The organism is Halocynthiibacter sp. C4, assembly GCF_028823805.1.
Classification (GTDB): domain Bacteria; phylum Pseudomonadota; class Alphaproteobacteria; order Rhodobacterales; family Rhodobacteraceae; genus Falsihalocynthiibacter; species Falsihalocynthiibacter halioticoli.
Window position 1 is genome coordinate 816,523 of record NZ_JAPEIE010000002.1, and the last position, 13,006, is coordinate 829,528.

Below are 13,006 nucleotides of genomic sequence, written 5' to 3' on the forward strand. Positions count from 1 at the left end.
AAAAACGGTCGCGCGATCTAGCCTTTGGCGCGGATCACCTGAAGCAGCGGCAGCACCGCGCTCATATCTGGTCCGTGCTCCATTCCAGTCAAAGCCTTGCGCAGCGGCATGAAAAGCCCCCGCCCTTTGCGGCCTGTCGCTGATTTAACGGCGGTGGTCCACTCTTTCCAGCTTGTCGCGTCATACGGACCATCCGGCAGAAGCGCGAGCGCTTCCTTCACGAATTCCGCGTCATCCGCATCAATTACAGGGTCCGCACCATCGCGGAACAGGGTCCACCAGCCTTCAAGATCAGCCATGGTCGAGATGTTCTGGCGCGTGGCTTCCCAAAACGCTTCTGCCTGATCGTCCGGAACGCCAAGTGCCGCGATTTGGTCGGCGACATCGGCAAAGGGCTGCTCGGCCAGAACGCGCGCGGTCAGAGGTTTAAGGTCTTCAACGTCGAATTTGGTTGGCGCAGACCCGAATTTGCTCAGGTCAAAACCTTTGATCAGGTCATCCATTTCTGTGCGCAGTTCGACAGGGTCGCTAGAGCCAAGCCGCGCCATCAAGCTCAAGATCGCCATTGGGGCAATCCCTTGAGCGCGCAGATCGCGAAGCGCCAATGTGCCGAGCCGTTTTGACAGCGCCTCACCCTGCGGGCCCGTCAAAAGCGAATGGTGCGCGAAGTTTGGAACCTTGCCGCCAAGTGCTTCGATGATCTGGATTTGTGTGGCGGTGTTGGTTACGTGGTCGCTGCCGCGCACAACATCGGTCACACCAAAATCGATATCGTCACAAACCGACGCGAGCGTATAAAGGAACTGCCCATCGCCGCGGATGAGAACAGGATCAGACACGCTGGCCGCATCAATCGACAGATCGCCAAGAATGCCGTCATGCCACTCAATCCGTTCCTGATCGAGCTTGAACCGCCAATGGCCGCCACGCTCCGCGCGCAAAGCGTCTTTTTCGGCGTCGGACAGCTTCAGCGCCGAACGGTCGTAAACCGGCGGCTTGCCCATGTTAAGTTGTTTCTTACGCTTGAGATCAAGCTCCACAGGTGTTTCAAAACACTCGTAAAACCGCCCATCCTTGCGCAGCTGCTCTGCCGCTTCTTCGTAGCGTTCAAGCCGTGTTGACTGGCGCTCGATCCGATCCCACGTTAGGCCAAGCCATGTGAGGTCTTCTTTGATGGCCTCGACATATTCTTCCTTGCTCCGCTCCGGATCGGTATCGTCAATCCGCAGGATAAACTCGCCACCTTGAGCGCGCGCGATCAAATAGTTGAAAAGCGCGGTCCGAAGGTTCCCGATATGGATATAGCCTGTCGGGCTTGGGGCAAAGCGGGTGGTTGTCATGGCAGGGCCTCTTGGATGGTTTGGCCCCTCTTACGCTGCCCTGCGACGGCAGGCAAGTAACCCGCAGGATTTCCCGCGTTTATGTCGGCTTAACGGGCCAGTGACCCTCAAGATCGCGCAGACCCGCACCGATCAACTCCTCAAGCACATCCGTATCGATATCCGACAGCTTATTGAAATAGAGACACGCCTTGCCGAGTTTATGCTTGCCAAGCCGCGCAAGAATATCGCCAAAGTCGCCATAACCGGGCATGATATAGACAGAGAAATTTGCCTTGCGTGGGGCAAAGCCCGTTGCCAAGAAGTCCCCTTCTCGCCCACTTTCATAGCGATAGTGGTATTGCCCATAGCCAACAATCGCCTCGCCCCACATCACCGGATTATATCCAGTGACGCGCTTGAATATATCATTCAGCCTGAGCGCATCCGCGCGTTTGCCCTCGTGTTCAATTGCGGCAAGATAGGCGTGAACGTCCTGTTCGGTGGGTTGGGTCTTGTTGGCCATGACGCACCTCCTTGCGCTCAGTTTTCGCAAACCGAACCGCTGTGGCAAGGCTTTTCTGGCTTAGGAGCCGTCGCGCCAACGGTTCACAATCGGGTAGCGACGATCAAGCCAGAACGCGCCTTTGGTCAAACGCGCACCGGGTGCGGACTGAAAGCGCTTGTACTCTGAGATATAGATCAGATGTTCCACCCGCTTCACGGTTTCGCGCTCAAACCCTTGCGCAACCAGATCAGCCACTGACAAGTCCTCATCCACCAGCCCGTGCAAGATTGCATCCAGAACCTCATAGGGCGGTAGGCTGTCTTCGTCTTTCTGATCTGGTCGAAGTTCGGCGCTTGGTGGCTTATCAATGATAGAGACAGGGATAACCTCGCCCTCTGGCCCTTTCATCCAGACACGGTGATTGGCGTTGCGCCAGCGACACTGCTCAAACACACGGGTTTTATAGAGGTCTTTGATCGGGTTATATCCGCCCGCCATATCGCCATAGATCGTGGCATAGCCCACAGCGACTTCGCTTTTGTTGCCCGTCGTCAGGAGCATCTCGCCGAACTTGTTGCTCATCGCCATGAGAAGAAGCCCACGTAGTCGCGATTGGATGTTTTCCTCGGTCAGCCCCGGTTCCATCCCCTCAAAGAACGGCGCGAGCGTATTTGTAATCGCGGCGCGCCCCTCGGCAATTGGCACATAATCATAGTGACAGCCGAGATTTTTCGCCACGGCCTCCGCATCATCAAGCGACCCTTGCGACGTGTATTCACTGGGCAACATAACACAGCGCACGTTCTCCGCGCCCAGCGCGTCCACGGCGATCGTAGCTACAATTGCAGAGTCGATCCCGCCGGACAGGCCAAGCAGCACCTTTTTGAACCCCGTCTTGGCCATATAATCGCGCAGCGAATGCACCATCACGTGATAGTCCTGCTCCCAAGCATCAGGGCGCGGCGCGACTTCGCCGTTCACAACGCTCCAACCGTTTTCATCCTTTTCAAAATCGAGGTGGCGCAGCTCTTCGGCGAATACGCCCATCCGATCTACAAGCGCACCATCCGCCCTAAGGGTGAAGCTTGAACCGTCAAAAACCTGATCGTCCTGTCCGCCAACCATATTCAGGTAGACAAGCGGCAAACCCGTGTTGTTCACCCGAGCGCGCATCCGTTCAAGGCGCGTTGGGAATTTATCGCGGTAATAAGGGGATCCGTTCGGCACCAGCAGGATTTCCGCGCCCTGCGCCCCCAAGCTTTCGGCAACGCCTTCGTGCCATGAATCTTCGCAAATCGGGCTGCCGATCTTGAGCGGCCCTACTTGATAGGGCGCGCCAACCTCTCCGGCTGCAAACAGCCGCTTTTCGTCAAACACGGTTTCATTCGGCAGTTTGGTTTTGAGCGCCCTATGAGCGATCACACCACCCGAAAGAATATAATAGGCGTTAAACAGCTTCTCGCCATCGAAGTACGGCCCGCCAATCCCGATGACCGGCCCATCCGCACAGTCTTTGGCCAAACCTTCGATGGCCGCCATCGCATCGCGAAAAAACGCGGGTTTGCGCACAAGATCCTGCGTTTGATAGCCAACAGAGAACATTTCCGGCAGGGCCAGCATATCAGCTTTGGCGGCGCGAGCCTCTTCCCAAGCGGCGCGCGCTTTGGCGATATTTCCGTCGATATCCCCAACCGTGGGGTTAAGCTGCGCCAGAGTTAATCGAAATGTCACGAGCTGTCCTGTCTTCTCGATACGTTTACCGGAGTTATCTACCCAAGCCCCTGCCCAAGGGAAAGGGGGCACAGGTAATTAGACGCTCATTAACTGCTTGTGAACGCAAAAGCGTTGTCACCCCAAATTCTGTCCCATAAGCTGCCATAGCATTTCGTTGGATTCTCGGGGGTTACGGTGCCAAAAGCGATACTACTCAAGGCCGAAACACAAACCACGGCAAAGACGCTTGCCCTCGGTTTCGGCACAAGCGCACTCATTTTGCTCGGGTCCATGGCATTCGCGCAGGACACTCTTACCAAAGAATACGACAACGGCGGCGTCTATGAAGGCACGTTTCAAGACGGCAAACAACACGGGCGCGGCACCTATACGCTGCCTAACGGCTATCGCTATGAGGGCGAATGGGTCGAGGGGCAGATAAAAGGGCGTGGCAAAGCCGAGTTCCCAGGCGGCGCTGTCTATGAAGGACAGTTCGACCAAGGCGAGCCGCATGGGTTTGGCAAAATGACTTTTGCCGATGGCGGTGTCTATGAGGGCGACTGGCTTGATGGCGAGATAACCGGCAATGGCATCGTGACCTATGCAAACGGTACGACCTATCAGGGTGGTTTCAAAGGCGGTCTGCACCACGGCGTTGGGACGCTCGAAAGCCCCAACGGCTATATCTATGCTGGCGAGTGGGTTGACGGTGTCAAAGAAGGTCAGGCCGAAATCACATTTCCCGGCGGCGCAACCTATAAGGGCGACGTTGTAAACGGCACCCGCAGCGGCTCCGGCAAACTCGTGATGGAAGACGGGCTGTCTTATGTGGGCGGATGGCTCAACGAACAATTTCACGGCGAAGGCGTGCTGACCCAATCAAATGGCGATGTCTACACTGGCCAATTCGAGAATGGCAAACGCGCGGGCACGGGCAAAGTCACCTATGCCAACGGCGATGTTTATGAAGGCCAGTTCACCAACGATGAACGCCACGGCCAAGGCACATTCAACGGGGCGGACGGGTATAAATACGTCGGCAACTGGGTAAACGGCAAAATCGAAGGCGAAGGCGAGATCACTTACCCTGATGGTGCGGTCTATACCGGCACTTTCGCGGCTGGTTTGCCCGATGGAACCGGAAAAATCACATATGCCGACGGTGGAACCTATGAGGGCGGCTGGAAAGCGGGCGTCATCGAAGGCGAAGGCCGCGCAACTCAATCCAGCGGTATGGTTTATGAAGGCGGGTTCAAAAACGCCCAATACCATGGAATCGGCAAGATCACCTATCCAAGCGGTTATGAATACGCGGGGGCATGGGAAAATGGCCAACGTCATGGCGAAGGCACCACGAAATACGCGGATGGTTCGATCTATGAAGGCGCGTTCGTTAACAACAAGCGCGAAGGCATCGGCGAAATCACGATGCCGGACGGGTTCAAATATTTCGGGCAATGGAAAGATGGCCAGATCGACGGCGAAGGCGTCGCCACTTATGCCAATGGGGATGTATACACTGGCGAGTTCAAACAAGGCAAACGTGCAGGTAAGGGCACGATGGCCTTTGCCAGTGGCGAGGAAAAAGAGGGAATCTGGCGCAACGGTGCATTAACCGATGGCACCGAAGACAGCACCGAAGCCAACGAGGCAGACACAGCGCCAGAAACCGAAGACTCCGCAACACCTGAAGCCCCGGCAAACGACGGCTAGATACTGAAAATCTACCTTTTCGCGGTTTGTTGCGAAAATCCTCTTTTCTTTCGAGGCGGGCTGCGTATGATCGCGCCCATGAACGCAAACGCACATATGTCTCTTATTGCAACCGCGCCGGTTTCCGGTTGTGGCGCTGGCCTATGCGCACTGCTGCTACTTAGCTGCCTCTGAGCGTGCCATTTCTGGCGCGAGCGCTCAGGGGAGGACACCGCGCCAAGAGAGGGCAACAAACCGCCCGTAACCAGCACAGCTAAGACATACGAAAGATTTCAAAATGACCGATACAGCCAAACAAGATCACGTCTTGATTTTTGACACCACATTGCGCGACGGCGAACAAAGCCCCGGCGCAACAATGACCCATGACGAGAAACTCGAAATTGCCGAGATGCTCGACGATATGGGAGTTGATATTATCGAGGCCGGTTTCCCGATTGCATCAGAAGGTGATTTCGCGGCGGTAAGCGAGATTGCGCGCCGCGCAAAGAGTGCCCAGATTTGCGGCCTTGCCCGTGCGAACTTCAAAGACATCGATCGCTGTTGGGAGGCCGTCAAACACGCCGCGCGCCCACGCATCCACACATTTATCGGAACATCGCCACTTCACCGTGACATCCCGAAACTCAACAAAGACCAGATGGCAGAGCGCATCCACGAAACCGTGACCCACGCGCGCAACCTCTGTGACAACGTGCAATGGTCCCCGATGGACGCGACCCGCACCGAAGAAGACTATCTCTTCCGTGTGGTAGAGATCGCGATCAAAGCAGGCGCGACGACAATCAACATCCCTGACACTGTGGGCTATACCGCCCCGCGCGAGAGTGCGGACATCATCCGGCGCTTGATCGAGAATGTGCCGGGTGCTGACGAGATCATCTTTGCGACGCACTGTCACAACGACCTCGGCATGGCGACAGCCAACTCCCTCGCCGCGGTTGAAGCTGGTGCCCGCCAGATCGAATGCACGATCAACGGCCTTGGCGAGCGCGCCGGCAACACCGCTCTCGAAGAGGTGGTGATGGCGCTCAAGGTCCGCAACGACATCATGCCCTACCAAACAGGGATCGACGCCAAGAAGATCATGCAGATCAGCCGCCGCGTTGCCTCCGTTTCTGGGTTTGCTGTGCAGTACAACAAAGCCATCGTTGGCAAGAACGCCTTTGCACACGAGAGCGGCATCCACCAAGACGGGATGCTCAAGAACTCTGAGACATTCGAGATCATGCGCCCCGAAGACGTGGGCCTCACTGAAACCAACATCGTGATGGGCAAACACTCCGGTCGCGCTGCATTGCGCTCGAAGTTGGCGGATCTCGGCTTTGAATTGGCCGACAACCAACTCAAGGATGTGTTCGTTCGTTTCAAAGAGTTGGCCGACCGCAAGAAAGAGATTTTCGAGGATGACCTCATCGCCCTCATGCGGGACTCTGACGCAAGCGAACAGAACGACTACCTCAAGGTAAAATCCTTGCGCGTGGTTTGCGGCACCGATGGTCCGCAGGAGGCCGCGTTGACCCTCACGATTGACGGTGAGGAGAAATCCGTCACCGCAACCGGAGATGGCCCCGTTGATGCCACCTTCAACGCGGTTAAGGCTCTCTATGACCACAGCGCGCATCTTCAGCTCTATCAGGTTCACGCCGTAACCGAAGGCACAGACGCGCAGGCCACCGTCAGCGTGCGGATGGAAGAGGATGGCAACATCGCCACTGGCCAATCCGCTGATACCGACACTGTCGTTGCCAGCGCCAAAGCCTATGTCAACGCGCTCAATCGCCTGATCGCGCGCCGCTCAAAAGTCGCGCCGAATTCAGACGTGAAAGAGATCAACTACAAGGATGTCTCATAGGCCTTTGCCAAGAGAATCCACCTCTAAGACCAAAGGGGCGCCACATTAAGTTGGCGCCCCTTTTGCATAGCCCCCCCCCGAGAGCGAGTTCGTTACGGCTATGAAATGGTGTCTTCAAACAGCGCAAATGTTGCAAAATGTAAATAATTGCGGAAAATCAAGGCAATTCTGCGCTTAAAAATGTCAGATATCTGCAAGCGGCAAAAACTCGCCTTTGGCCCCCTAATGTTCTCTTTATAATCTGCAAAGGGCCGATTATAAGTGTGAATGGCCTGTAATCCGAGAGTCGGACAGGCAATAACCAGAAGAATTGGGACAGTGGGCTATGGCAGGATTTGCAGGATTGTTTTCGTCGGATATGGCGATTGACCTTGGGACGGCGAACACGCTCGTTTACGTCAAGGGCAAGGGTGTCATTCTGAACGAACCTTCCGTGGTTGCCTATCACGTCAAAGACGGGCGCAAACAGGTTCTGGCCGTAGGTGAAGATGCGAAACTTATGCTTGGCCGGACACCCGGAAGCATCGAGGCCATTCGCCCGATGCGCGAAGGTGTGATTGCCGATTTCGACGTGGCCGAAGAGATGATCAAACACTTCATCCGTAAGGTCCACAAACGCACCACGTTCTCCAAGCCAAAGATCATCGTCTGTGTACCCCACGGTGCGACACCGGTTGAGAAACGCGCGATCCGCCAGTCGGTTCTGTCAGCAGGCGCACGCCGCGCCGGATTGATTGCAGAGCCGATTGCCGCTGCGATTGGCGCGGGAATGCCGATCACGGACCCGACAGGCAACATGGTTGTCGACATCGGCGGCGGGACAACCGAAGTGGCGGTTCTGTCGCTTGGCGATATCGTTTATGCGCGCTCGGTTCGCGTTGGTGGTGACCGGATGGACGAAGCGATTATCAGCTACCTTCGTCGCCAGCAGAACCTCTTGATCGGAGAAAGCACAGCCGAGCGTATCAAGACCTCTATCGGCTCCGCACGGATGCCTGACGACGGGCGCGGCTCCTCCATGCAAATCCGCGGACGCGATCTTTTGAACGGTGTGCCAAAAGAAGTTGAGATCAACCAAGCGCAAGTGGCCGAGGCCCTTGCCGAACCGGTACAACAAATCTGCGAAGCCGTGATGACCGCGCTTGAAGCAACCCCGCCAGACCTCGCGGCCGATATTGTGGATCGTGGCGTTATGCTTACCGGTGGCGGTGCGCTTTTGGGTGAGCTTGATCTGGCCCTACGTGAACAAACTGGCCTTGCTGTTTCGGTTGCGGATGAGTCGCTCAACTGTGTGGCGCTCGGCACTGGCAAGGCGCTCGAATACGAAAAACAACTGCGTCACGTCATCGACTACGACAGCTAATTAGACACGGGAGATACCGTGGCAAGTGAACGCACGAACAACGAAAATTACACAAGGCCAATCCGGCGGGTGCTGGTTGGCCTTCTTGTGCTTGTGCTGCTGGCGGTGTTCCTTGTCTGGCGGATTGATAGCCCGCGCGTGGAGCGTTTCCGCGCGCAGGTAATCGACACGATCATGCCAAGTTTCGGTTGGGCGCTGGCGCCGGTTACGGCCTTCGGCAATATGGTCGATGACTTTCAGGGCTATGCAAAGCTCTATGAACAGAACCAAGAGTTGCGCCGCGAACTACAGCAGATGAAAGCGTGGAAAGAGGCCGCACTTCAGCTTGAGCAACGCAACGCCAAACTGCTCGACCTCAACAAGGTGCGCCTTGACCCGAAACTCACGCATGTCACGGGCGTGGTTCTCGCCGACAGCGGCAGCCCGTTTCGTCAATCGGTTTTGGTGAATGTCGGCGCCCGCGATGGGGTACAGGACGGATGGGCCACGATGGATGGCATCGGCCTTGTGGGGCGAATTTCGGGCGTAGGAAGCGAAACCTCACGGGTTATCCTCCTGACGGACAGCAACAGTGCCATTCCTGTAACAATTCAACCATCGGGACAACGTGCGTTGATGCGGGGCGAGAACTCCGCGGCTCCGCTTATTGAATACCTTGAAAACCCCGAGCTTGTTCGCCCAGGTGATCGGGTTGTGACCTCGGGCGACGGCGGCGTGTTTCCTGCGTCCTTGCTCGTTGGCCAAGTGGTTCAGGGCGCGGATCGTCGCCTGCGCGTGCGACTTGCGGCAGACTACGAACGGCTTGAGTTTCTTCGAGTGCTACGCAGCCGCCCAACCCGCGTGATTGACGAAGACAGCGCGCTAATCCTTCCAGTGGCACCAGCGGTGACCGAAGCCGAACCAGAAGAGGCAACCGAGTCCGAAGAGAGTGAGGCGGGCGATGGATAGCTTGCCGATTTCACGTGCGTGGTTCTTTAACCTGCTTTTTGTTGTGGTGGCTTTCTGTACGCTGTTTCTCCACCTGCTGCCGTTCAAACCCGCACAGACCGGTGGCGCGGCACCAGACCTGATGCTTTGCATTACCTATGCATGGGTTTTACGCAGACCGGACTATGTCCCTGTCTTTCTGCTGGCGGTCGTGTTTCTGACAATGGACCTTTTTTTCATGCGCCCGCCCGGATTGCAGACCGCTTTGATCATCCTAGGGGCTGAATTCTTGCGCAACCGCGCGCAAGTAAACCACGAATTGCCATTCTTGATCGAATGGCTCCTTGTGGCGTCAGTTATGGTTGGCGTGATGCTTGGCGGGCGGTTTATCCTGTTCCTCGTGGGCAGCGATTTGCCCTCTTTGTCGCTAACGTTGCAACATCTCGCTGGAACGGTTTTGCTGTATCCAGTTGTCGTAATCCTCTCAACGCGATTGCTCGGCGTGCGCAAACCATCGCCTGGCGATCTTGATGCACGGGGGCAGCGCGCATGAAACGGCCTCCCAAAGATACAGAAGCAAGCGCCCGTATGATCACCCGCCGCGGGTTGATACTCGGGGCGAGCCAGATCGGATTTATGGGGCTGCTCGGCCTCCGGATGCGTTATCTTCAGGTGGATCAGGCCGACCAGTTCCGTCTTTTGGCCGAAGAGAACCGCATCAACATACACCTGCTGCCGCCTGCGCGTGGATTGATCCATGACCGCAACGGCGTGCCGCTGGCGCAAAACCAACAGAACTACCGTGTCGTTGTACGCCGTGAAGACGCGCGCGACCTCGAGAATGTGCTGCTGCGTCTATCCAATATTGTGCCGCTCACACAGGAAGACATTGACCGCATCCAAAAAGAGCTGCGCCGAGCGGGGCCATCAGTTCCGGTAACCATCGCGGACCGCCTGAGTTGGGAGATCTTTTCAGAAGTCGCGATCAACGCCCCTGCCCTTCCCGGAATTACGCTCGATGTCGGGCTGTCGCGGCTCTATCCGCTCAAGGGCGATTTGGCCCATGTGGTGGGATATGTCGGGCCGGTGAGCGATTACGATCTCTCCAAACTCGAAGACCCGGACCCGCTCCTGCGTATTCCGCGTTTCCAGATCGGGAAGTTCGGGGTCGAGGCCAAGACCGAAATGGAACTGCGCGGCACCGCGGGCACAAAACGCGTTGAGGTTAACGCCACGGGCAGGATCATCCGCGAGATTGACCGCAAAGAAGGCGATCCAGGCAATGCGCTGCAGCTTACGATCGATGCGCGGCTCCAGAACTATGCCCATAAACGCCTCGAGGGGCTGAGTGCGTCGGCCATCGTTATGGATGTGCGCAATGGCGATTTGCTCGCTTGCGCATCTGCGCCGTCGTTTGACCCGAACAAATTCGTCAAAGGCATTTCGGTCCCCGATTACCGCGAGCTGACCGAAGACAAATACCGCCCGCTCGCCTCCAAAACCGTGCAAGACCGGTACCCACCTGGCTCGACGTTCAAGATGATTACGTTGCTTGCAGCGCTTGATGCGGGCGTGATCAGTGCTGAGGAGACGATACGTTGCCGCGGCCACATCGAGATGGGCGGCCGACGGTTCCACTGCTGGAAGCGCGGCGGGCATGGAAACGTCAATCTTCACAACTCGCTCAAAAAATCCTGCGATGTCTACTACTACGAACTCGCGCAACGAGTTGGGATCGACAAAATCGCCGAGATGGCAAAACTCTTCGGGTTTGGCCAGAAGTTTGACGTGCCGCTCTCTGCGGTGTCCTCTGGAACAGCTCCCAACAAAGAGTGGAAGCAGCGGGTATATCAAAAGCCTTGGGTGATCGGCGACAGCCTCAATGCCTCCATCGGTCAGGGGTTTGTATTGGCAACACCGCTTCAGGTTGCTGTGCTTTCTGCACGTCTGGCAACGGGGCGCTCTGTTTCTCCACGGCTTATCGCGTCGGTCAACGGCGTGCAGGAACCTCCACGCAGCGGTGAGCCTCTTGGCCTGAACGAAAATCACCTGCGCTATGTGCGCAAAGCGATGTTTGGTGTTTGTAATGAAACCGGAGGAACAGGATATGGCTCTCGCATCGTCGAAGACGCCTATCGCATGGCCGGAAAATCCGGAACCTCGCAGACACGAAGCCGCGTTGTGAACAACGCAAATGCCCCTTGGGAAGAACGCGACCACGCGCTGTTTACCGCTTTTGGCCCCTATGAAAACCCAAGTATCGCGGTCGCGGTTGTGGTTGAACACGGCGGTGGCGGATCATCGGCGGCAGCGCCGGTCGTGCGCGATATCGCGCTTCAAGCGTTTTATGGCGGCAACCCGCCCTTGTCTGCGTATCCCGCCAAAGACCGCGCCCGCATCAGCGCCCAACAGGAAGAATACGAAGCGCATATCCCGCCTTTCCTCAAACAGAAGTCGGACCGCGCATGAGCTATTTAGAATACAACGTCAAAACTGTCCCAAGCGGCATTCGTAAGATCCTCTATTTCAACTGGCCGCTTCTGGTGTTGCTGGCAACGGTGTCTTGCGTTGGGTTCATGATGCTCTACTCGGTTGCGGGTGGATCGATGACCCCATGGGCCGAGGCCCAGATGAAGCGCTTTGGCCTTGGCGTTTCAATGATGTTTGTTATTGCGATGGTTCCCATCTGGTTCTGGCGAAATATCGCCGCGCTTGCCTATATCTTCGGGCTAGTTCTCTTGGTGGTGGTCGACCAGTTTGGCGAGGTCAACATGGGGGCAAAGCGTTGGATCAACCTTGGTTTCATGCAGCTTCAACCCTCCGAACTGATGAAAATCGCGCTCGTCATGTTGCTCGCTGCTTATTACGACTGGCTAGATATCAAGAAAACATCACGCCCTCTGTGGGTCTTGCTGCCTGTGATCATCATCCTGATCCCGACCGCGCTTGTCTTGAGGCAACCTGACCTTGGCACCTCGATCCTATTGATCGCAGGCGGGGCAATTGTGATGTTCCTCGCTGGCGTGAGTTGGTGGTATTTCGGCGCGGTGATCGCAATGGTGGTTGGCGCAGTAACTGCTGTATTCCAATTCCGCGGCACGCCTTATCAGTTCCTCAAAGACTATCAGTACCGCAGGATTGATACCTTCCTTGATCCGTCGGCCGATCCGTCCGGTGCAGGGTATCACATCACCCAATCCAAGATCGCGCTCGGCTCTGGCGGCTGGACAGGGCGCGGTTTTATGCAAGGCACGCAGAGCCGATTGAATTTCCTTCCCGAAAAACACACAGACTTTATCTTCACGACACTTGCGGAAGAATTCGGCTTTGTCGGTGGGTTTAGCTTGTTGGGTGTTTACCTGCTTGTGATTGTCTTCTGCATGGTCTCCGCATTTCAGAACAAAGACCGCTTTTCCGCGCTCCTAACGCTCGGCATCGCGGGTACGTTCTTCCTGTTCTTTGCGGTGAATATGTCGATGGTCATGGGGCTTGCGCCTGTGGTTGGGGTTCCTTTGCCGCTGGTATCTTACGGCGGGTCGGCGATGCTTGTTTTGCTCGCCGCTTTCGGCCTAGTTCAAAGCGCCCACATTCACCGCCCAAGATAGGAA

10 protein-coding genes are annotated in these 13,006 nt (G+C 56.4%); 7 read left to right on the plus strand and 3 right to left on the minus strand.

Annotated elements, in window-relative coordinates:
- Window positions 1-17 precede the first annotated feature (17 nt).
- The 3 genes from gltX to OU789_RS11215 form a co-directional block, all read right to left on the minus strand.
- Entirely contained in the window at window positions 18-1,340 is a 1,323-nt protein-coding gene (gene gltX / locus OU789_RS11205; protein WP_274655690.1) for a glutamate--tRNA ligase, read from the minus strand.
- 79 nt (window positions 1,341-1,419) lie between these two features.
- On the minus strand, window positions 1,420-1,845 hold the full coding sequence (locus tag OU789_RS11210; protein WP_274655691.1) for a DUF1801 domain-containing protein: 426 nt from the start codon (window positions 1,843-1,845) through the stop codon (window positions 1,420-1,422).
- A gap of 60 nt (window positions 1,846-1,905) precedes the next feature.
- A complete protein-coding gene (locus OU789_RS11215; protein WP_274655692.1) occupies window positions 1,906-3,558 on the minus strand; it encodes an NAD+ synthase in 1,653 nt (550 codons plus the stop codon).
- A gap of 273 nt (window positions 3,559-3,831) precedes the next feature.
- Between OU789_RS11215 and OU789_RS11220 the strand changes: the two genes are divergently transcribed.
- From OU789_RS11220 to rodA, 7 genes are all read left to right on the plus strand, one after another.
- Window positions 3,832-5,253 (plus strand): MORN repeat-containing protein, encoded by a 1,422-nt coding sequence (locus tag OU789_RS11220; RefSeq protein WP_274656037.1) that lies wholly within the window; start codon window positions 3,832-3,834, stop codon window positions 5,251-5,253.
- Window positions 5,254-5,530: 277 nt separating this feature from the next.
- A complete protein-coding gene (locus tag OU789_RS11225) occupies window positions 5,531-7,108 on the plus strand; it encodes a 2-isopropylmalate synthase (RefSeq protein WP_263952379.1) in 1,578 nt (525 codons plus the stop codon).
- A 325-nt stretch (window positions 7,109-7,433) separates the two neighbouring features.
- Complete coding sequence (locus tag OU789_RS11230; RefSeq protein ID WP_263952378.1) at window positions 7,434-8,471, plus strand: rod shape-determining protein; 1,038 nt, start codon at window positions 7,434-7,436, stop codon at window positions 8,469-8,471.
- An 18-nt stretch (window positions 8,472-8,489) separates the two neighbouring features.
- Window positions 8,490-9,419 carry a rod shape-determining protein MreC gene (mreC, locus tag OU789_RS11235; RefSeq protein WP_263952377.1) on the plus strand — a complete coding sequence of 310 codons (930 nt, stop codon included), beginning with the start codon at window positions 8,490-8,492 and terminating at the stop codon, window positions 9,417-9,419.
- Entirely contained in the window at window positions 9,412-9,951 is a 540-nt protein-coding gene (locus OU789_RS11240) for a rod shape-determining protein MreD (RefSeq protein ID WP_274655693.1), read from the plus strand. Before mreC ends, OU789_RS11240 begins: the two co-directional genes overlap by 8 nt.
- Window positions 9,948-11,867, plus strand: a complete 1,920-nt coding sequence (gene mrdA, locus OU789_RS11245; RefSeq protein ID WP_274655694.1) for a penicillin-binding protein 2 — start codon at window positions 9,948-9,950, stop codon at window positions 11,865-11,867. The genes OU789_RS11240 and mrdA overlap by 4 nt, the downstream gene beginning before the upstream one ends.
- The gene (gene rodA, locus OU789_RS11250; protein ID WP_274655695.1) at window positions 11,864-13,003 is read left to right on the plus strand and encodes a rod shape-determining protein RodA; all 1,140 of its coding nucleotides are present in this window, start codon (window positions 11,864-11,866) and stop codon (window positions 13,001-13,003) included. Before mrdA ends, rodA begins: the two co-directional genes overlap by 4 nt.
- Window positions 13,004-13,006: the final 3 nt, after the last annotated feature.